Origin of the sequence: Thermocrispum agreste DSM 44070, from assembly GCF_000427905.1 — a bacterium.
In the GTDB taxonomy this organism is placed as follows: Bacteria; Actinomycetota; Actinomycetes; order Mycobacteriales; family Pseudonocardiaceae; genus Thermocrispum; species Thermocrispum agreste.
The window spans coordinates 905,552-926,293 of sequence record NZ_KE386603.1 but is presented as its reverse complement, the minus strand read 5'-3'; the positions used below and the strand labels follow the sequence as shown (position 1 = coordinate 926,293).

16 protein-coding genes are annotated in these 20,742 nt (G+C 70.6%); 6 read left to right on the top strand and 10 right to left on the bottom strand.

What is annotated here, in order from left to right:
* Position 1: 1 nt before the first annotated feature.
* The 6 genes from mraY to YWY_RS22120 all read right to left on the bottom strand — a co-directional run bounded on the left by mraY (position 2) and on the right by YWY_RS22120 (position 6,883).
* The gene (mraY, locus tag YWY_RS0114400; protein ID WP_028848181.1) at positions 2-1,084 is read right to left on the bottom strand and encodes a phospho-N-acetylmuramoyl-pentapeptide-transferase; all 1,083 of its coding nucleotides are present in this window, start codon (positions 1,082-1,084) and stop codon (positions 2-4) included.
* On the bottom strand, positions 1,081-2,571 hold the full coding sequence (locus YWY_RS0114395) for a UDP-N-acetylmuramoyl-tripeptide--D-alanyl-D-alanine ligase (RefSeq protein ID WP_028848180.1): 1,491 nt from the start codon (positions 2,569-2,571) through the stop codon (positions 1,081-1,083). Before YWY_RS0114395 ends, mraY begins: the two co-directional genes overlap by 4 nt.
* Entirely contained in the window at positions 2,568-4,055 is a 1,488-nt protein-coding gene (locus tag YWY_RS0114390) for a UDP-N-acetylmuramoyl-L-alanyl-D-glutamate--2,6-diaminopimelate ligase (protein ID WP_028848179.1), read from the bottom strand. Before YWY_RS0114390 ends, YWY_RS0114395 begins: the two co-directional genes overlap by 4 nt.
* 282 nt (positions 4,056-4,337) lie before the next feature.
* Complete coding sequence (locus tag YWY_RS0114385) at positions 4,338-5,360, bottom strand: 6-phosphofructokinase (RefSeq protein WP_028848178.1); 1,023 nt, start codon at positions 5,358-5,360, stop codon at positions 4,338-4,340.
* A gap of 177 nt (positions 5,361-5,537) precedes the next feature.
* Positions 5,538-6,041 carry a polyadenylate-specific 3'-exoribonuclease AS gene (locus YWY_RS0114380; RefSeq protein WP_028848177.1) on the bottom strand — a complete coding sequence of 168 codons (504 nt, stop codon included), beginning with the start codon at positions 6,039-6,041 and terminating at the stop codon, positions 5,538-5,540.
* Between the two features lie 80 nt (positions 6,042-6,121).
* Complete coding sequence (locus YWY_RS22120; RefSeq protein WP_051310234.1) at positions 6,122-6,883, bottom strand: lysophospholipid acyltransferase family protein; 762 nt, start codon at positions 6,881-6,883, stop codon at positions 6,122-6,124.
* Positions 6,884-7,053: 170 nt separating this feature from the next.
* Here YWY_RS22120 and YWY_RS0114370 point away from each other — a divergent pair, with 170 nt between their 5' ends.
* A complete protein-coding gene (locus tag YWY_RS0114370; RefSeq protein ID WP_028848176.1) occupies positions 7,054-7,548 on the top strand; it encodes a hypothetical protein in 495 nt (164 codons plus the stop codon).
* 6 nt (positions 7,549-7,554) lie between these two features.
* Positions 7,555-8,730 carry a glutamate--cysteine ligase gene (locus YWY_RS22115; protein WP_051310289.1) on the top strand — a complete coding sequence of 392 codons (1,176 nt, stop codon included), beginning with the start codon at positions 7,555-7,557 and terminating at the stop codon, positions 8,728-8,730.
* A gap of 81 nt (positions 8,731-8,811) precedes the next feature.
* Here YWY_RS22115 and YWY_RS0114360 read toward each other — a convergent pair whose 3' ends face one another.
* On the bottom strand, positions 8,812-9,129 hold the full coding sequence (locus YWY_RS0114360; protein WP_028848175.1) for a DUF3099 domain-containing protein: 318 nt from the start codon (positions 9,127-9,129) through the stop codon (positions 8,812-8,814).
* 203 nt (positions 9,130-9,332) lie between these two features.
* Between YWY_RS0114360 and YWY_RS0114355 the strand changes: the two genes are divergently transcribed.
* The 4 genes from YWY_RS0114355 (at position 9,333) to YWY_RS0114340 (ending at position 15,515) form a co-directional block, all read left to right on the top strand.
* Complete coding sequence (locus tag YWY_RS0114355) at positions 9,333-10,832, top strand: DUF7782 domain-containing protein (protein ID WP_028848174.1); 1,500 nt, start codon at positions 9,333-9,335, stop codon at positions 10,830-10,832.
* Entirely contained in the window at positions 10,829-11,254 is a 426-nt protein-coding gene (gene dtd / locus YWY_RS0114350) for a D-aminoacyl-tRNA deacylase (RefSeq protein ID WP_028848173.1), read from the top strand. The genes YWY_RS0114355 and dtd overlap by 4 nt, the downstream gene beginning before the upstream one ends.
* A gap of 196 nt (positions 11,255-11,450) precedes the next feature.
* Complete coding sequence (locus tag YWY_RS0114345) at positions 11,451-12,476, top strand: sigma-70 family RNA polymerase sigma factor (protein WP_028848172.1); 1,026 nt, start codon at positions 11,451-11,453, stop codon at positions 12,474-12,476.
* Positions 12,477-13,853: 1,377 nt separating this feature from the next.
* Complete coding sequence (locus tag YWY_RS0114340) at positions 13,854-15,515, top strand: fumarate hydratase (protein ID WP_028848171.1); 1,662 nt, start codon at positions 13,854-13,856, stop codon at positions 15,513-15,515.
* Between the two features lie 180 nt (positions 15,516-15,695).
* Here the strand turns inward: YWY_RS0114340 and YWY_RS0114335 are convergent, their stop codons facing one another.
* The 3 genes from YWY_RS0114335 to YWY_RS22105 form a co-directional block, all read right to left on the bottom strand.
* A complete protein-coding gene (locus YWY_RS0114335) occupies positions 15,696-16,427 on the bottom strand; it encodes a M23 family metallopeptidase (protein ID WP_051310233.1) in 732 nt (243 codons plus the stop codon).
* Between the two features lie 705 nt (positions 16,428-17,132).
* Positions 17,133-17,714, bottom strand: a complete 582-nt coding sequence (locus tag YWY_RS23340; RefSeq protein WP_051310232.1) for a hypothetical protein — start codon at positions 17,712-17,714, stop codon at positions 17,133-17,135.
* A gap of 47 nt (positions 17,715-17,761) precedes the next feature.
* On the bottom strand, positions 17,762-20,737 hold the full coding sequence (locus YWY_RS22105) for a bifunctional acetate--CoA ligase family protein/GNAT family N-acetyltransferase (RefSeq protein WP_084609259.1): 2,976 nt from the start codon (positions 20,735-20,737) through the stop codon (positions 17,762-17,764).
* Between the last annotated feature and the right edge of the window lie 5 nt (positions 20,738-20,742).

Genomic DNA, 20,742 nt, shown 5'->3' with positions numbered 1-20,742 from the left:
GTCAGCCACCCAGCACGCTCAGCTGCTCGCTGTAGAACAGGCCGAGGCCGAGGCCGCAGCAGATCCCGGCGAGCAGCCAGAACCGGATGATGACCGTGGTCTCCGCCCACCCGGCCAGCTCGAAGTGGTGGTGGAACGGCGCCATGCGGAACAACCGCCGCCCGGTGGTGCGGAACACCGCGATCTGCACCACCACGGACAGCATCTCGACCACGAACAGGCCGCCGATGACGATGGCCAGCAACTCGGTCTTGGTGGTCACCGACAGCCCGGCGACCAGGCCGCCGAGCGCCAGCGAGCCGGTGTCGCCCATGAAGATCTTGGCGGGCGCGGCGTTCCACCACAGGAAGCCGATGCACGCGCCCGCCGCGGCGGCCGCCACCACGGCCAGGTCCAGCGGGTCACGCACGTCGTAGCAGCCGACCTGGGGTTCGGCCTGGCAGGAGAGCCTGGCTTGCCAGAACGAGATGACCACGTAGGTGCCCAGCACCATCGCCGAGGCACCACCGGCCAGGCCGTCCAGCCCGTCGGTGAAGTTCACCGCGTTCGACCACGCCGAGATGAGCAGGTAGCAGAACACGATGAAGACCGGCAGCGGGAACGTGATCAGCGCGATGTCCCGCACGTCGGACAGGTGCAGCGACGCCGGGGTCAGTCCCTCGGAATCCGGGAACTGGATGGCCAGCACGGCGAAGGCGACCGCGACCACGAACTGGCCGATCAGCTTCGAGGTCTTGTTCAGGCCCAGGTTGCGCTGTTTGCGGATCTTGATGAAGTCGTCCAGGAAGCCCACCAGGCCCAGCCCGGTGGCCAGGAACAGCACCAACAGCCCGGACACCGTCGGGCCCGGGGTGCCCCCGGTCACCCAGCGGATGCCGTGCGCGGCGAAGTAGCCCGCCAGCATCGCCAGGATGATCGCCACCCCGCCCATGGTCGGTGTGCCGCGCTTGGACTTGTGCCCCTCCGGGCCCTCTTCCCGGATCTCCTGTCCGAAGCCCTGCTTGGCGAAGACACGGATCAGATACGGCGTCACCAGGATCGACACCAGCAGGCCGATCGAAGCCGCAATCAGGATGCTGATCACGCGGTTGCACCTTTCGCACCAGCCGGGTCCAGCAACGCGTCGGCCACGACGCCGAGACCCGCCGCATTGGACGCTTTCACCAGCACGACATCGCCCGGCTCGAGCTCGCGGCGCAGCAGCTCGATCGCCGCCGCGGTGTCCGGCACCAGCACCGACTCGTCACCCCACGATCCCTCGTGGCTCGCGCCGTGGTGCATGGGTGCCGCCCGTTCGCCGACCACCACCAGCCGGGAGATGTTCAGCCGCACCGCGAGCCGACCGATCTCGTCGTGCGCGGACACGCTAGCGTCCCCCAGCTCGGCCATCTCACCGAGGACCGCCCACGACCGGCGGCCCCGGCTCATCGACGCCAGCGCCTTCAACGCGGCCCGCATCGACTCGGGGTTGGCGTTGTAGGAATCGTTGAGCACCACCACGCCGTCCGGCCGGGTGGTGACCGCCATGCGCTGCTGGGACCGGAGCTGCAGCCCGCCCAGCCGTTCGGCGACCTCCTCCGGCGATGCCCCCAGTTCGAGCGCCACGGCGGCACCGGCCAGCGCGTTGCCCACCTGGTGCTCGCCGTGCAGCGGCAGCCGCACGTCGGCCTGCCCGTGCTCGGTCACCAGCCGGAACGAGGGACGAGCCAGCTCGTCGAGCCGGACCTGCTCGGCGCGAACGTGTGCCGCCGGTGACTCGCCGACCAGGACCACCCTGGCCGCGGTGCGCTCGGCCATCGCCGCCACCAGCGGGTCGTCGGCGTTCAGCACGGCGACGCCTCCGGCGCCGTCGCCGGCCGCCGCGGGCAGTGCCTCGGGCAGCTCGCCCTTGGCCTGCGCGATGCCTTCCCGCGAGCCGAACTCGCCCACGTGCGCGGTGCCGACGTTGAGCACCACGCCGATGCGCGGCGGCGCGATGGTGGCCAGATGCGCGATGTGCCCGGTCCCCCGCGCGGACATCTCCAGCACCAGGTGCTTGGTCAAGTGGTCGGCCTTCAGCACCGTCCACGGGTGCCCCAGTTCGTTGTTGAACGAGCCGGGCGGCGCCACCGTGGGGCCCATCGGCTCCAGCAGCTGCGCGATGAGGTCCTTGGTGGACGTCTTGCCGGACGAGCCGGTCACCCCGACGACGGTGAGCCCGCCCGGCGTCAGCGCGTCCACCACGTGCCTGGCCAGCAGCCCGAGCGCCTGCAGCACGGCGGCGCCGGATCCGTCGGTGTCCCCGGCGAGCGCCACCGATCCGCGGTGCGAACCGGGCCGCGCAGGCGGCACGATCACCGCCGGGGCGTCCACCTCGCGGGCGGCCAGCACGCCCGCCGCGCCCGCGGCCACCGCCTGGCCTGCGAAGTCGTGGCCGTCCACCCGCTCGCCGGGCAGCGCGACGAACAGGCCACCGGTGGTCACCTTGCGGGAATCGAACTCCACGCTCCCGGTGACGACTTCGTCCCCGGAGGCACGGTGAAGCCGGCCGCCGACGATCTCCGCCACGGCGGCCAAGGTCAACGGGATCACTGCACTACTCCTCGCAATGCCGCGGTGAGTTCGTCCCGGTCCGAGAACGGGTGGATCTCACCCGCGATCTCCTGGCCGGTCTCGTGGCCCTTGCCGCCGACGAACACCACGTCGCCGGGACGCGCCAGCGACACGGCGTGCTGGATCGCCTTCGCCCTGTCGGCGATCTCGGTGATCTCACCACGATGCTCGGCGGGCACCGCACGCGCCCCTTGCAGCATGGCCGCGCGGATGGCCGCCGGGTCCTCACTCCGTGGGTTGTCGTCGGTCACGATCAGCACGTCGCTGCGCCGCGCCGCCGCCTCCCCCATCAGCGGCCGCTTGCCCCGGTCCCGGTCGCCGCCGCAGCCCAGCACCGTGATCACCCGACCGGTGGTCCTGGCCCGCAGCGCGTCGAGCGCCTGGGCCACCGCGGCCGGCTTGTGCGCGTAGTCGACCACCGCGGTGAACGGCTGGCCGACGTCGATGCGTTCCATCCGGCCGGGCACCTGCACTTCGGCCAGGCCGCGCCGGATGTGCTGCGGTTCAACCCCGACCGCGTGCAGTATCGCCGCGGCGACCAGCGCGTTCGCCACGTTGAACTCCCCGGGCATGGGCAGCTGCGCGGCCAGCTGCAGGCCGTCCGGTCCGTGGATGGTGAACGTCTGCTGCCCGGTCGGCGAGGTCATCAGGTCCGTGGCGGTCCAGATCGCGCCCGAACCGGCATCCAGCGCGACGGTGATCGTCTGCGGAGTCACCAGCCGCTGTCCCCACTCGCTGTCCACCACGACGACTTCGGTGGTCGACCGGCCGTCGAACAGCTTGGCCTTGGCCGCGAAGTAGTCCGACATGTTGTGGTGGAAGTCCAGGTGGTCCTGCGACAGGTTGGTGAACGCGCCGACGGTGAACCTGGTGCCGTTGACCCGGCCCATGGCCAGCGCGTGGCTGGAGACCTCCATCGGGCAGTGGGTGACGCCCCGCTCGACCATCACCGCGAACAGCGCTTGCAGGTCCGGCGCTTCCGGGGTGGTGAACGAGCTGGGCAGCACCTCGCCCGCCACCCTGGTCTCCACCGTGCCGATCAGGCCGGTGGTCAGGCCCGCGGCGCGCAGGCCGGACTCGACCAGGTACGCCGTGCTGGTCTTGCCCGACGTGCCGGTGATGCCCAGCACGGCCAGCCGCAGCGACGGCTCACCGTAGATCCACGCCGCCACCTCCCCCAGCACGGCACGCGGCTCGGGATGGACCAGGATCGGCACCCCGGCGTCGGCCACGGCGGGCCGGGCCGCGCCTTCCTCGTCGGTGAGGATGGCGACGGCACCCGCGGCCAGCGCCTCGCCGGCGAAGTCCGCGCCGTGCGCGCGCGACCCCGGCACCGCGGCGAACAGGTCGCCGGGGCGGACCTCGTGGGCCCGCAGCGTCGTTCCGGTCACCACGGTGTCCATCGCGTCGTGGTCGGCGATCAGCCTGCCGTCGGCCCTGGCGAGCAGGGTCGTCAACGGCATCGGCGTCGTCCGGCTGGGACGACGGCCGGGCGTGGGGCCAGGAGAGCTGCGCGACACGGGCCGAAGGTTACCCGTGGGGCTCACGGCGCCCGGCTCGGGCTGGCCCCTCCGGCGATTCGCGCCACGGCACGGCGCGGCACCACGGCAGGCGGCAGCGCAGCAGCGTGGCCGGGCGGACGGACGGCGGCCGGGCACGGCGAACGGCCCGGCCACGCCGTACCGCGCGACCGGGCCGTGGCAGAACCGGAACCGGATCGGGATCGGGCCTGGACCGGGCCGTGATCAGCCGAAGAAGACCTCCGCCTCGGCGTAGCGCTCCAACGGGACGGCCTTGAGTTTCGCGGTCGCCTCGGACAGCTTCACCCGGACGATCTCGGTGCCGCGCAGCGCGACCATGGTGCCCCAGTCCTCGTCGGCCACTGCATCCACGGCGTGCAGCCCGAACCGGGTGGCCAGCACCCGGTCGTAGGCGGTGGGCGTGCCGCCGCGCTGAGTGTGGCCGAGCACCACGGCGCGCGACTCCTTGCCGGTCCGATCGGCGATCTCCTCGGCCAGCCACTGGCCGACACCGCCCAGCCGGACATGGCCGAACGCGTCCCGCTCCCCGGAGTGCAGCACTTCCTTGCCGCCCTCCGGCACAGCGCCCTCGGCCACCACGATGATCGGCGCGTACTCCCGCTCGAACCGGCGGAGCACCCACTCGACCACCTTGTCCACGCTGAACGGCTTCTCCGGCACCAGGATCACGTTCGCCCCGCCTGCCAGGCCGGAGTGCAGCGCGATCCAGCCCGCGTGCCTGCCCATCACCTCCACCACCAGCGCCCGGTGGTGCGACTCCGCGGTGGTGCGCAGCCGGTCGATGGCCTCGGTCGCGATGTGCACCGCGGTGTCGAAGCCGAACGTGTAGTCGGTTGCGTCCAGGTCGTTGTCGATCGTCTTGGGCACCCCGACGACGTTGATCCCGTCGTCGGTGAGCCGCTTGGCCACGCCGAGGGTGTCCTCGCCACCGATCGCGATGAGGGCGTCCACGCCCTGGTCGCGCAGCGTCGCGCGGATCTTGTCGACACTGTCGTCCTTGTACGGGTTGGTCCGCGACGACCCGAGGATGGTGCCGCCGCGGGCGAGGATGTCCTCCACGTCGGCCAGGCCAAGCGGACGGCTGTCCCCGGTCACCGGGCCTGCCCAGCCGTTACGGAAGCCGACGATGTCCCACCCGTGCTTTTCGATCCCCTTCCGGACCACCGCGCGGATGACCGCGTTCAAGCCCGGGCAGTCACCGCCGCCGGTCAGCACACCAACACGCATCTGTCCTCCGAAATCCGCCGCGACCGCGGCCGTGACGTCCATCACTGCATCGTTGCAGTCGCCAGCGTACCGAGCGGTAGCTGAACCGATTCACCGACCCACCGTAGCGGAGCCGAGCGGGCGGGGCAGGAGGGACGAAGGGGCAGATCCGCCGATCCGGCCAGGCGGCTGGGCCGATCAGCCCATGCCGAGGCCGCGCCGACAGCGGACCTCCTCCATCCGGCGCCAGCGGGCCAGGTTGTGCCTGGCGTCGGCGAGGGCGTCGTGCGCGTTCGGCGGCGGGTCCGGCAGGTCCGGTTTGCCCAGGTCCTCCCAGCGCTGCCGCAGGTCCCTGGTGAACCGGGGCAGCACCCGGGGAAGCTGCGGCATGGCGCCCCACAGCTGCGCGAGAGCGACGTGGTCGTAGGCGGCGTACCAGGCCCACAACTGCACTCCGTCCCGCGGAGTGCCGATGAAGGCCAGCAGGTCCTCCTTGATCTGCTCGCGGCTGCGCCACGCCTCGTGGTTCGGCGGGGGCAGTTTCGGCAGCACGTGCTCGCGCACCCACGGGCCTGCCCTGGCCGGGTCGAACTGGGTGGAGACGGCGTAGAACTCCCGTCCGTGCTCATCCACCACACCGATGGAGACGAGGTCGATGGTCACCCCGTCCTCGATGAACTCGGTGTCGTAGAAGAACCGCATCGTCTTTCAGCCCTCATCCAGGTCAGTCACGGCAGCACGGACAGGCTGCACCCCACCCAACCGGCCCGCGCCGCGCCGGTTCAGCCTTGGCGCACCGGCTCTCCCGGTTCGCCCTGCCGTTCGCCGACCGCGCGGGACTCACCTGCCGCCTTGCCGCGGCCGGAGGAGAAGGTGAGCCCTTTGACGGTCGCAGCATAGACGTCGACGTACTCCTGACCGGACAGTTCCATCAGGGCGTACATCAACTCGTCGGTCATCGACCGCTCGACGAACGGGTCACCGGCCAGGCCGTAGTAACGCGAGAAGTCCAGCGGCTTGCCGATGCGGATCTCGATGCGCCGCGGCCACCACATCTTCGACCCGATCGGGTTGACCTTGTCGGTGCCGATCATGGCCACCGGGATGATCGGCACCTTCGCCTCCAGTGCCATCCGCGCCACCCCGGTCTTGCCCTTGTACAGCCTGCCGTCCGGGGAACGGGTGCCTTCCGGGTAGACGCCGAGCAGCTTGCCCTGGCGCAGCAGGCGCACCCCGGTCTCCAGCGCGGCGCGCGCCGCGTCGCCGCCGGACCGGTCGATCGGGTGCTGCCCGGTGGCCGTCATGAACCACCGTTTGAACCAGCCCTTGAGGCCCTTTTCGGTGAAGTACTCCTTCTTGGCCAGGAAATAGACCCGCCGCTTGATCCGTGCGGGCAGGAAGAACGAATCGACGACGGCCAGGTGGTTGCTGGCCAGGATCGCGCCACCACGGTCGGGAATGTGCTGCCTGCCGACGACCTTGGTCGGCCAGAACGCGCGCAGGATCGGTCCGAGCAACACGTACTTCAGCAGCCAGTAGAACACTGTCCACCCGCCTTCCGAACGTCGTCGGCGATCACGTAAAGGACGATAACGCGCGGTGTACGGCAGGCGACAGATCAGCAGCCTGCCGGCTACCCACGATGTCAGTATTCCTGGAGATTCCCGCGCCGTCGGTGGTCCCACGGTGCGCCGTGGCGTGCGACGATGGTGGGGTGAGCAAGACGGGGAACGGCCCGGACGGTCAGGACGACGTCGACGCCATCTTCGACGAACTCGTGGCCGAGCTGCGCGCGGAAGGTCTCGGTGCGACCGCGGAGGCGGCCGAGCAGGCCCGCAGGGCAGACGGCGAGCAGGACGAACCCGTCGTGCGGCCCTCGTCGGACTGGCGCGCGGGCTCCGGCGTCGGCTGGGACGAGCTGATGCTGTCCGGCAAACCGCTGGACCCGCTGGACGACGACGACGAACACTACGTCCCGCCGGAACCGCCCCCGCTGCCGCGGCCGTCCAGGGCGATGCTCGTCGTCGCGCTGTTCTTCGTCATCGGGCTGGTGCTGCTGATCGCGCCAGGGCTGGTCGGCATGACCCCGGTGCTCGGCACCCCGCTGGGCATCCTGGCGCTGGCGGCCGGCCTCGGCCTGGCGCTGCTGCGCGCCCGCGACGACAACCGCCCGCCGGGATCCGACCCGTCCACCGGCGCTCAGGTGTAGGTGGTCATGCGCATCGACTTCGCCCCGTCCCGCCGATCCACCGTGGGAGCCGAATGGGAGCTGGCCCTGGTGGAGCGGCGCACCGGTGAGCTCGCGTCGGTCGCCGAACGCATCCTGTCCGAGGTGTGCGAGCCGGGCATGGACGAGCACCCCAAGGTCAAGCAGGAACTGCTGTTGAACACCGTGGAAATCATCACCGGGGTGTGCGACACCGTCGCGGAGATCGCCGAGGACCTGACCGAGTCGCTCGAGCTGGTCCGCAAGGTCACCGACCCGCTCGGCGTGGAGCTGTTCTGCGCGGGCACCCACCCGTTCGCCGCCTGGTACCAGCAGAAGGTCACCAACAAGGAGCGGTACGCCAAACTGATCGAGCGCACCCAGTGGTGGGGCAGGCAGATGCTGATCTACGGCGTGCACATCCATGTCGGGATCGAGCACAAGGCGAAGGCGTTGCCGATCCTGGACGGCTTGCTCAACTACGCACCGCACCTGCAGGCGCTGTCCGCCTCGTCGCCGTGGTGGGGCGGCGAGGACACCGGGTACGCCTCCAACCGAGCGCTGATGTTCCAGCAGCTGCCCACGGCGGGCCTGCCGTTCCAGTTCGCCGAGTGGGCAGAGTTCGAGTCCTACGTCGAGGACATGTTCATCACCGGCGTGATCGACGACATCACCGAGATCCGCTGGGACATCCGGCCGTCGCCGCGCCTGGGCACCGTCGAGCAGCGGGTGTGCGACGGCGTGCCCACCCTGGAGGAGGTCACCGCGATCGCGGCGCTGACCCAGTGCCTGGTGGAGGACCTGAGCACCCGGCTGGACAACGGCGAGGAGATCCCCACCATGCCGCCGTGGCACGTGCAGGAGAACAAGTGGCGTGCCGCCCGCTACGGCATGGACGCCATCGTCATCCTCAATGCCGCGGGCGACGAGAAACTGGTCACCGAGTCGCTGGTCGAGCTGCTGAACCAGCTGGAACCCACCGCGCGCAAGCTGCGCTGCGAGAACGAGCTGGCCGGGGTGGAGACGATCCTCCGCTACGGGGCGAGCTACCAGCGGCAGCGTGCGGTGGCGCGGGAGCACAACGGCAGCCTCAAGGCCGTGGTCGCGTCGTTGATCGCGGAGATGCGGGAAGGCATCGCCAAGGACGAGCCGGCCCAGCAGGGCGGGCAGTACAACCGTCAGTGACTGCGCACCCGTCAGGAACCCGCGGAGTCGCCTGCGGACCGCGTGCGACGGCACGCCGCCCATGGCCTGCGCTGTCGCCGGTCAGCCGTCGATGACCCGGTGTTCGGCGGCTTCGATGGCCCGTGGTGCGCGCCGGAAGCGAGCGATCTTCTCCGCCTTGCGCGGCGGCCGGTCGTTGGCGATCAGCACCGCGACCCAGGGCAGCGGCACCGACAGCAGGATGAACAGCAGCGCCAGCCACCACGTGTGGTAGAAGATCCCGGCCAGCACCAGGCACGGGAACCGGCAGGACATCATGATGATGTACTTGCGCTTCCGCGCGGCGAATTCCTCGTCGAGGGACCTGGCGGCCGCGGTGATCAACACCGGACGGTCGGTTGCGCGGTCGGTGTTGCCCACGGCAGACCACCTCCTCGTGACATCGTCCCACCGATGGCACCCGGCGTCACCCTCGGCGGACCAACTCGCGCGACGAACCTTCCCGATCCTGCACCGTGCCGCGCGGCGGCAGGCGACCACCCTCCCGCACGGCGTGACCTCGAGCCGCCGCGCGCCTGCGCTTGCCTGCTCGGGGGTGATCGGCGCATGGCACGATTCCAGTCGTGGAACGACCACCTTCGTTCTCCCCCACCGACTGCGATCGCCTGCGCGAGGTCTTCCTGCGATGCGGATACCACACCGACGGTGTGCTGGCGGCGCTCGGTGACCACGCGCACGCCGCACTGAGCAGGGACGAGCCGGAGCCTGCCCGCCGGGCCAGCCGCGATGCCGGCGACCTCGGCACGCTGATCAGGGTGTTCCTGCTCGGCGACACCGAACCGGTGCCCTGCCTGGAGCGGGTGTTCCAGCCGCTCGGGGTGGACGCCGCCGTCGAATTGGGCGTGCTCGAACCGCACGGCGACGGCCTGCGGGCAGGACTGGACATCCGGCCGTACGGCGACGACAAGCACTCGTGGTGGGTGATCTCCGATGTCGACCAGGCGCAGCGCGGACGGGGCAGGAACACCCGGCGGGATCACGTCGTGGGAGTCGGTCAAGCGTCGTTGAGCCTGGTCCGGGCGACCATCCGCCGCCCGGTCGGCAGCGTGCTGGATGTCGGCACCGGCAACGGCGTGCAGACGCTCCACGCCAGCACGCACGCGGAGCGGCTGACCGCCACGGACGTCTCGCCGCGGGCCGTCGCGCTCGCCGAGGCGACCTTCCGGCTGAATCGGCTCGACGTCGAGCTGCTGCACGGCGAGTGGTTCGAGCCGGTGCGCGGGCGCGAGTTCGACATGGTGGTGTGCAATCCCCCGTTCGTCGTCGGCCCGCCGGCGGTCGACTACACCTACCGCGACTCGGGACTCGGCGGGGACGCGGCCAGCGCGCTGGTCGTGCGGTCGCTGCCGCGGCACCTCGCACCGGGCGGCACCGGGCATTTGCTGGCCTCGTGGCTGCACCGCGAAGGCGAGGACTGGACCGAGCGCGTGGCCTCGTGGCTGCCCCCGGGCGTCGACGCCTGGATCGTGCAGCGTGACGTGGCCGATCCGGCGCTGTACGTGGGCACCTGGCTGCGCGACGCCGGGATCGACCCACGGTCACCGGAAGGCGGCAGGAAGGCCGCGGCCTGGCTGGACTACTTCACCGCCAACCGGGTCGTGGGCGTCGGCTTCGGCTTCGTCACGCTGCGCCGCACGGACGCAGAGCCGACCGTGGTCTGTGAAGACCTGCGCCAGGCGTTCGACGATCCGTTGGGCGCGGAGGCGGCCGCATGGCTGGACCGGGTGCAGTGGCTCCGCGAGCACCCCGATCTGCTGCGGGAACGGCTGCGCGTGGCAGGCTCGGTGGTGCTGGAGTCCATTGCGCGTGCCTGCGACGAGGGCTGGTCGACGACGATCCGGCGGCTGCACCGCACGGACGGGCCGGGATGGCAGCACGAGATCGACGAGCTGGCGGCCGCGCTGCTCGCCGGGTGCCGAGGACACCTTCCGCTCGGTGATCTCGTCGCGCTGCTCGCCGCCGCACACGGCGAGGAACCGGACCGGCTGGCGGCCGCTGCGGCGGCCATGGCCCGGCAGCTGGTCCTGCACGGCATGCTCGAACCCGCGGAGGAAGCGTCATGAGGGCAGTGGCGGCCCGCGTCACGGAAGCGAGCGTCACGGTGGACGGCGAAGTCGTCGGCCAGATCCGCGAGCCCGGCCTGCTGGTCCTGCTCGGCGTGCACACCGACGACGGAGTGGCCAACGCCGAACGGATGGCGCGCAAGCTGCACGAGCTGCGCATCCTGCGCGACGAGCAGTCGTGCGCGTCGACCGGCGCGCCGCTGCTGGTGGTGAGCCAGTTCACGCTGTACGGCGACACCCGCAAGGGCCGCCGTCCGTCGTGGGTCGCTGCCGCCCGGCCGGAGCATGCCGAACACCTGGTCGGCGTAGTCGTCGACGAGCTGCGCCGCAGGGGCGCGACCGTGGCCACCGGACGGTTCGGCGCGATGATGCAGGTCAGCAGCGTCAACGACGGACCGTTCACGGTCCTGGTGGAGACGTGATCCCGGTTACCTGACCGAACCTGAAGTTTGCTCGAGACCGCGTGCGGCAAACCACAGCGTGAGACGCCGTCGGATCGTTTGCCTCGGGAACTTTTTCGGCGGGCGCCGACGTTGAGATGAATGTCCGGCTACCAGCCGAAGTCCTTCTCCCGTGGTCACGACCGCGGGGACGCAAGCCAGCCAAGGGGAGGCAGTGATGTCCGCACCGACACTCGAGCGCCGGAGCGACGCGTACCCGGACTCCGACGCCCAGATCGCCGTGCTTCCCACCCAGGACGAGCGCGGGCAGGAGCCCGATCTGGACGCCCAGGGCCCTTCCGCGGATCTGGTGCGCGTCTACCTCAACGGTATCGGAAAAACGGCGTTGCTGACCGCTGCCGACGAGGTTGAGCTGGCCAAGCGGATCGAGGCGGGGGTGTTCGCCCAGCACGTGCTGGACACCGAGGAGGACCTCAGCGACGAGCGCCGTGCCGAGCTGAAGGCGCTGGTCGCCGACGGCCAGCAGGCCAAGAACCACCTGCTGGAGGCCAACCTGCGCCTGGTGGTGTCGCTGGCGAAGCGGTACACCGGCCGCGGCATGCCGCTGCTGGATCTGATCCAGGAGGGCAACCTGGGCCTGATCCGCGCGGTGGAGAAGTTCGACTACACCAAGGGGTTCAAGTTCTCCACGTACGCCACGTGGTGGATCCGGCAGGCGATCACCCGCGGCATGGCCGACCAGGGGCGCACCATCCGACTGCCCGTGCACTTGGTGGAACAGGTGAACAAGCTGTCGCGGATCAAGCGCGACCTGCACCAGAAGCTGGGCCGCGAAGCCACCAACGAGGAGCTGGCCGCCGAGTCCGGCATTCCGGAGGACAAAGTCGCCAAGCTGCTCGACCACGCGCGCGACCCGGTGAGCCTGGACATGCCGGTCGGCACCGAGGAGGACGCCCCGCTGGGCGACTTCATCGAGGACGCCGAGGCCACCGACGCCGAGTCGGCGGTGATCTCCGGCATCCTGCAGGACGATTTGCGCCGGGTGCTGGCCACGCTGGACGAGCGGGAGCAGAACGTCATCCGCTTGCGCTACGGCATCGACGACGGTCAGCCGCGCACGCTGGACCAGATCGGCAAGCACTTCGGCCTGTCCAGGGAGCGGGTCCGGCAGATCGAGCGCGAGGTCATGTCGAAGCTGCGGCAGGGCGAGCGGGCCGAGCGGCTGCGCGCCTACGCCAGCTGAGCACACGGGCAACGAACCTCGGGGCCGGACGCAAGGCACCCGCACCGCGAACGGCCGAGCGGGAGCCGAGCAGGTGGGCTCCGATGGAGCTGACCCGTGGTGAGCGGACGACCTGGATGGGCTCGGCCCGGCGCAAGGCAGGCCGAGCCCGCTCGGCCCGGGTCGGCATCGAGCCGAGCCGGTTTGCACGCGGCGCCATCCGAAAGCGCGCGGACGACACGAACCGGCGACCTCCGGGACAGCAGCCCCGGAGCGCCACCCGGATGCGCGCGGCCGACCACGCGCGCCGCCTGCTGAGCTCTGGCCGTCCGAGTGCAACTCGACACAAGCGGCTGCTCACACGTCGGCACAGCCCGGCTCGAATGCCCCAGCCGCAGCCCCCGGCGCGGCTCTTCGGCGGGCAGCGTGGTGGAACCGGCTCCACCCGGACGCAAGCAGCCAAGCGCGTACCATCCCGACCACCAGAACGCGCCCAGCCACGACCAGCGCGGAGTGACTGGGCGCTGCGGCACCGCTCAACCGAACGCGAGCAGGCGGCGCACTCTGCGTGCGTGAACACGAGCCGTCGAGCGCCGAGCAGGCCACTGCCCGGGTGTCAGTCCAGCCCGGTTCGAGGGCCGAAACCGCCCACGTCCCACGCGATGGTCACCGGCGCCGCGCCCCATGACCAGGACCGTCATGGCGCCCGCACAAGCAGGGACGGGCCGTTCGCCAGTGACCGCGGCCGTGCGTGGGCGGCATGACGCCCGCACAAGCAGGAACGGGCCAACGCCGGAACAGTCCGACCGCAGCGACCAGAAGCAGCAACGCGACACCACCGCCCGGCGTCTGTTCGCGCGTGCTCAGTCGCCACCAGCGCACGGCTCGATGCCCACGCGCACCGGCCAGGAGACGACTTGACCGAGCGTCGGCCGGTGCACACCGCCCAGGCGAGGGCGCGCGGACCGCTCCCCGACGCCGACTCGACCCGACCCGCAAGCCCCGATCCGCCGACCCCCGAACCGAGCCAGCCGATTCCCCGGCACCGCCCGGGCCGCACGCCGGCGGGCCGAACCGGAACCGAGCGCCGAGCCAGCTGAACCCGGTCGGCCGAGCGGCCACGCCCCGCGCAAGCTGAACGTCACGCAAAGTGAAGCTGAGAAGATCCACAGAACTCGAACGGCGGCGTTGACGTGCCGCCGTCCTCGCGGCAGGCTGCTCATGGCAGCAAGCAACCTCCCCCGGGGGCGGAGCGTCCTTGGGGATGGCATGGTTGTGACAAGCGCCTCATGAGCCTCGCGTCCGGCGCGAGCCGGTTCGCGTTCCCAGGAAGGTCGGGTCCGGTCGGGGTGGGCCCGGCCTTCCGTTTTTCCCGGCACCTTTCGGTAAGTTCGGCGTGTGACTGCTTCTCCCACCGCATTCGAGTACACCGATGTCCTGCCGCTGGGCGAGGACACCACCGAGTACCGCTTGGTCAGCGCCGACGGGGTACGCACGGTGCAGGCGGCCGGTCGCACGTTCCTCGAGGTCGACCCGCAGGCGTTGACGACGCTGGCGAAGACGGCGATCAGGGACATCCAGCACTTGTTGCGCACGTCGCACCTGGCGCAGCTGCGCGCGATCGTCGACGACCCGGAGGCCAGCGGCAACGACCGGTTCGTGGCGATGGACCTGCTGCGCAACGCGGCGATCTCCGCGGGCGGTGTGCTGCCCATGTGCCAGGACACCGGCACCGCGATCGTCATCGGCAAGCGCACCGAGACGGTGCTCACCGGCGGTGACGACGAGCGGGCACTCACTCGCGGCATCTTCGAGGCCTACCAGGAGCTGAACCTCCGCTACTCCCAGCTGGCCCCGTTGACGTTCTGGGAAGAGCGCAACACCGGCACGAACCTGCCCGCCCAGATCGAGCTGTACCACAAGCCGGGCAGCGAGCCGTCGTACGAGTTCCTGTTCATGGCCAAGGGCGGGGGCAGCGCCAACAAGACGTTCCTGTACCAGGAGACCAAGGCGCTGCTGAACCCCAAGCGCCTGGCGTCGTTCCTGGAAGCCAAGCTCCGCTCGCTGGGCACCGCGGCGTGCCCGCCGTATCACCTGGCGATCGTCGTCGGCGGGATGTCGGCGGAGTACAACCTGAAGGTGGCCAAGCTGGCCAGCGCCCGGTACCTGGACGAGCTGCCGCGCGAAGGGTCGCCGCTCGGGCACGGCTTCCGCGACGTCGAGCTGGAACAGCAGGTGCTGGAGATGACCCGGCAGTTCGGTATCGGCGCCCAGTTCGGCGGCAAGTACTTCTGCCACGACGTGCGAGTGATCCGGCTGCCGCGGCACGGGGCGTCCTGCCCGGTGGGCATCGCGGTGTCCTGCTCGGCCGACCGGCAGGCCAAGGCGAAGATCACCCCGGACGGGCTGTTCATCGAGCAGCTGGAGCGCGACCCGGCTCGGTTCCTGCCGGACGTGACCGAGGACGAACTGTCCGACGAGGTGGTGCGGATCGATTTGAACCAGCCGATGGATCAGATCCGCGCCACGCTGTCCAAGTACCCGGTGAAGACCCGGCTGTCGCTGACCGGCCCGCTGGTGGTGGCCAGGGACATCGCACACGCCAAGATCGCCGAGCGGCTGGAGGCGGGCGAACCGATGCCGCAGTACATGCGGGACCACCCGGTGTACTACGCCGGCCCGGCGAAGACACCGGAGGGCTACCCGTCCGGCTCGTTCGGCCCGACCACGGCGGGCCGCATGGACTCCTACGTCGAGCAGTTCCAGGCCGCCGGTGGCTCGCTGGTGATGCTCGCGAAGGGCAACCGCTCCAAGCAGGTCGTGCAGGCCTGCCAGAAGTACGGCGGCTTCTACCTCGGCTCGATCGGTGGCCCGGCCGCGCGCCTTGCCCAGGACTGCATCAAGAAGGTCGAGGTCCTGGAGTACCCGGAACTGGGTATGGAAGCGGTCTGGCGGATCGAGGTCGAGGACTTCCCCGCGTTCATCGTGGTCGACGACAAGGGCAACGACTTCTTCGCGGACACCTCGGAGCCGGTACTGCAGATCTCGTTCCGCTCCTGACGACCTCGGTGGTGCCGGGTCCGGTGGGTGGACCCGGCACCACCGGTGCCGGAGTGTGCGCGGCGGGCGGCACCGAACTCGCTGCTTGCCACCAGCACGACCGGACACCGCTTCACGGCCGGCAGCGCAGCCGGGACAGGCCTCGGCTAGGCATCGGCGCAGCTGGCGGGCTGCCGTCGATCAGAGCCGGACGCCGTGCTGATTCAGCCAGGCCAGCGGGTCGATCTTCTGCGACCCGTGCTGCCACACCTCGAAGTGCAGGTGCGGCCCGGTGGACTGGCCGTTGTTGCCGATCTCGGCGATCTGCTCGCCCGCCTCGACCCGCTCACCGGCCCGGACGGAGAACTCGAACATGTGGCCGTAGACGGTCACCGTGCCGTCGTCGTGCTTGATCCGCACCCACTTGCCGAACCCGCTGGCCGGACCGGCTTCCACCACGGTGCCGTCGGCGACGGCGTAGATCGGCGTGCCCAGTGCGTTGGCCACGTCGATGCCGCCGTGCTGGCCGTCGGACCGGGGACCGAACGCCGACGTCAGCCTTCCGGTGGTGGGCTTGACGAACTCGGGCGACGCGGCTGCCTGCCGCGCCTTGGCCCGTTCCTGCCGTTTCTGCTCGGCGCGCTTGTCGGCGAGGGCCTTGGCACGCGCCTTGGCGCGAGCTTCCGCCCGTGCTTTGGCCTTGGCGCGCTTGCGCTTCTCCGCCAGCCACTCGAGGTGCCGTCGTTGCTCCTCGAAGTGCTCGCGCCGTTCTTCCTCGCGTTTCATCGCCGCCGCGGTGTTCGGCTGTGGGGTGGCGCGTGAATGCAGCGTCACCGCGGTGGGCTCGGCTGACAGCTCGGAACCGAGCGCCTGGGCGATGGGGGCCAGTGCACCCGCGGCAATGACCGCGGCGACAACTCGCCTGCGTCGCATGGGGATGGGCCTTCCTGTACGTCTCGGGGAAGGTCCGGCCACACCGAGCGGGGATCCCGGTTCACCGGCGCAAGCCACACACCGATGCCGTGACCGAACCGTGACGTTCCAGGCGACGGTAACGAGACGGCACCAGCGACGGCAAACACACACCGTGATGGCGTTCACACGAAAGCACTAACCACGTGATTCCGGCGGTCATGGCGTCGTCGCCCTGACAACAACGTCGAACTACCAGGTCAGAACGGAAAAATGAGCAACGATCCTGGCAGCGGCGACAGCAGGGATTCTCGATCGATTCGGTAGCTCAGAGTGATCGAGGACACCGCCGAGCTGTGACACCGATCGCTGTTACCAGCGCTCGGCGCTCGCTCGGCACGACGCGTGAGGACAGGGGCGGCCCGCACGGTCCCGCCCGACGACACGAGCTCGGCCAGCGAGCGACGACCACTTCAGTCGCTCGCAACCATCCACCACATCCGCGGCCCGCGGCCGCGCCGAGGCCGGGGGATCGTCATGTTTGTGCGAAAAATTCCCCAGCCAATGTCAGTTGGGGGATCGTATAAAGGGCCTTTTTCCTGCCGCCGCAGCTCCGCCGCGCCGCCGGAACCCCCGCGGGACGCGCGGTAGCCCGCAACAGGGGGCGGCCCGTCCCCCGGCATGTACTGGCCGCCCCCTGTCGCACCGTCCACGTTCTCCCGCGGATCAAGCCTTGCGCTTGTCGTACTTCAGCACGACGGTGCGGTCCCCCAGCGGCTCGTCCAGCTCGACGGTCAGCCACGGGAAGCGAATGTCCATGGTGCACATCCGAGGTTCCTTGGGCTCGGTCAGCACCACGGTCACCTCGACCTGCGCCGCGGTCTGCTTCCCCAGCTCCGCGCTGGCCACGGCGCATCCGCCCTCCTGGGCGGCGATGGCCAGCGTGGTGCCCTTCACCACGGCCTTCTTGGGATGGTCCTTGGGCAGGCCGTCCGGTTTGATCTGTTTGGCGGGCACCGCCTTCCCACCCTCGGGTGGCCGGCTCGCGTTCGGCCGGTCCGCGCCGGGTGCGCCGGCACCCGGTTTCCCGGCGGGATGGCTCACCGACTCGTCCGGTGTCCCGCCGGGCGAGGCGGGCTTGTCGCCCGGCTTGGTGCCCGGTGCGGCCACCGGTGCCGACGACCCCCCACCGGCCGTCTCGCCCGCCCCGGAATCCGGAGCACCGGCCCCGTTGCCGCCACATCCGGCGAGCACCATGACCACCACAGCCGACCCGGCAATCGCGTTCATCCACTTCATGTGCTTCATGCCTCCAGGACGGAACGACCGCCGTCCCGGGTTGCACGGGCGGCGGATCACGTGTTCCGTCCCGACGTGGTGAAGCGGACGTGCTCGGTGATCGAGGGCAAGCGGCGCGGCCCGGTGTCGGGCCGCGCGGGCGGATCGCCGATGCGGACCTTGGCCGCCACCACGACGACACCGTCCGGGTTGGCGATCACCGGGTCCAGGCTGAGTTCCCTGATCTCCGGCAGGTCCTCGGCCAGCGCACTCACGCGCAACGCCAGGTCCGCGAGCGCACCGAGGTCGGCGGGTTCGTCACCGCGATAGCCGGTCAGCAACGCAGCCGAGCGCGGCTCCCGCACCAGATCCGCCGCGTCGATGTCGGTCAACGGCACGATCCGGTACGCGCGATCGCCGATCAGGTCGCCCAGCACGCCCGACAGCCCGAACGAGACCAGCGAGCCGAACGACGGGTCGTCCTGCAGGCCGATCGCGCAGGAGCTGCCGCGCGGCGCCATCTGCTGCACCAGCGCGCCCGGTGTACCGGAGATCCGCTGCAAGTCGGCATAGGCCGCGCGCACTTGCCGCTCGTCGATGAGATCCAGCCGGGCACCGGACAGGTCCGGGCGCCTGCTCAGCCGCTCGTCCACCGACTTCACCGCCACCGGGTACCCCAGCCGCTCGGCCGCGGCGACCGCTTCGTCGGCCGAACCGACCCGCTCGTGCGGCAGGATCTCGATGCCGTAGCAGTCCAGCAGTGCGATGCATTGCTCGTCGCTCAGCCAGCCGGTGCGCCCTGACTCGGCCTGAATCTCCCGGACGACCTGCTGCGCACGCTCCGGATGCACCCCTTCGGGCCGCACCAGCGACCCGGACGGCCGCTGCCGCCACGCGGCGTACCGGGTTACGCGCGCCAACGCCGTCACAGCGCGCTCCGGGGTCGGATACGAAGGGATCGAGCCGCGGGTCGGGGTGCCGTCCTCGGAGCGGACCGCCAGCGACTCGGGCACGCCTTCCACGGCCAGGAACGTCGACACGACCGGCTTGGTCTGCTGGTCCGCATCGCCCACGACCTTGCGGACTGCTTCCGCGTAGGGCGCGGCGTCCTGGGACACCGGCGGCGCCCACACGACCACCAGCGAGTCGACGTCGGGGTCGCGAACCGCATCCCGGACCGCGGCACCGAACTCCTCGGGGCCCGCCTGCGGTCCGACGTCAACCGGGTCGTACGCCACCGTGAGGCCGAGCGCCATCGCGGTGTCGGCGGCCAGCGCCCCGACCGCAGTCGAGTTGCCCACGATCGCGACGCTCGGCCCTTGGGGCAGAGGTTGGTGCGCCAGCACCAGGGCGACGTCGAACAGCTGCGCCAGTGTGTCGACCCGGATGACGCCCGCGTGCTCGAACAGCGCCTGCACAGCGGCCTCGTCGACCTGCGCCGACGCCGCGGCCAACTCCCGGCTGACGGCGTGCCGCCCGGCACGCACCACCGCGATCGGCTTCTTCCTGGCCAGGCGGCGTGCCAAGCGGGCGAACTTGCGCGGGTTGCCGAACGACTCCAGATACAGCAGGACGGTGTCGGTCGCCGGGTCGGTCTCCCAGTACTGCAGGAGGTCGTTCACCGAAACGTCGGCCCGGTTCCCCGCCGACACGAACGTCGACAAGCCGAGGCCGCGCTTGGCCGTGTCGGCGAGGATCGCGACTCCGAGCGCGCCGGACTGACAGAAGAATCCGGTCCGGCCCCGTCCCGGCATCCAGGGCGCCAGCGTGGCGTTGAGCCGCACTTTCGGGTCGGTGTTGAGCACGCCGAGTGCGCTGGGCCCGACCAGGCGCATGCCGTGCGCGCGGGCTTCCCCGACCAGCTGGAGCTCGGCGTGCAGGCCGTGCGGTCCGGCTTCGGAGAAGCCCGCCGAGACGATCACCAGGGCCTTGACACCCTTCTCCAGAGCGCCGTCGAGGACGTCGAACACCTTCTCGGCGGGCACCGCGACCACGGCCAGGTCGACCTCGTCCGGGATGTCCACCACGCTCGGGTAGGCCTTGACTCCCCGGACCGACTCCCGGTTGTCGTTGACCGGGTACACCGTTCCCGCGAAGTCTGCGCTGACCAGGTTCGACAGGACGACGTAGCCGATCTTGCCCGGATCAGCGGAGGCACCGATGACCGCCACCGAGCGCGGATGCAGCAGGTTGTGGACGCTGCGCGCCTCGGCGGCCTGTTCCCTGGCGCGCGCCACGGCCAGCGACTCCTCGGTGGGGTCGATGTCGAACTCCAGGTGCAGCGTGCCGTACTCGTACTCCTTCGTGACGTGGTAGCCGGCGTCGGTGAACACCCGCATCATCACCCGGTTCTCGCTGAGCACCTCGGCCTCGAAGCGTTCGACGCCGCATTCGGCAGCCGCCGCGGCGAGGTGCTCCAGCAAGATCGACCCCAGGCCGCGCCCCTGATGGGCGTCGTCGACGACGAAGGCGACCTCGGCGTTGGGGGAGCCTTCCCCGATGCGCTCGTACCGCCCGACGCCCACCACGTCGTCGCCGAGCACCGCGACCAGCGCGACCCGGTTGTAGTGATCGACGACGGTGAACCGCTCCAGGTCCTTCGGCGGGATCCGGGGGTAAGCGCCGAAGTAGCGCAGGTAGCGGGTTTCCTCGCTGAGCCTGCCGTGCAGCGCCACGATGGCGTCGGCGTCCGAGGGGACGATCGGCCGGATGTGCACCGTCCCGCCGTCCGACAGGACGACGTCGGCTTCCCAGTTGCGCGGGTAGTCGTAGGGGTCGCGCGGACCGGGCTGCTCCGCTTGGCTGGCCCGCCGGTGGCGACGCTCGGCGTGGTCACCGCCCTTGGCGGTCTCCGCGGAGCGTTCAGCTGCCTGCTTTTCGCCGGATCCGCTGCTGTTCGAGCCGTCCTGACCGCCGGTGGCGGCGGCGTCGGACTTCGCCGGTTCGGTGTCCTCGCCGACGCCGCCTCGGGCGACGGCATCGGCCGCCCCGGTGGCCTCGGGGTCCGGTGTCGGCCCGGCGGTGTCCGCCGGCTCGTTCGGTGTCTCGGTCATGGCCG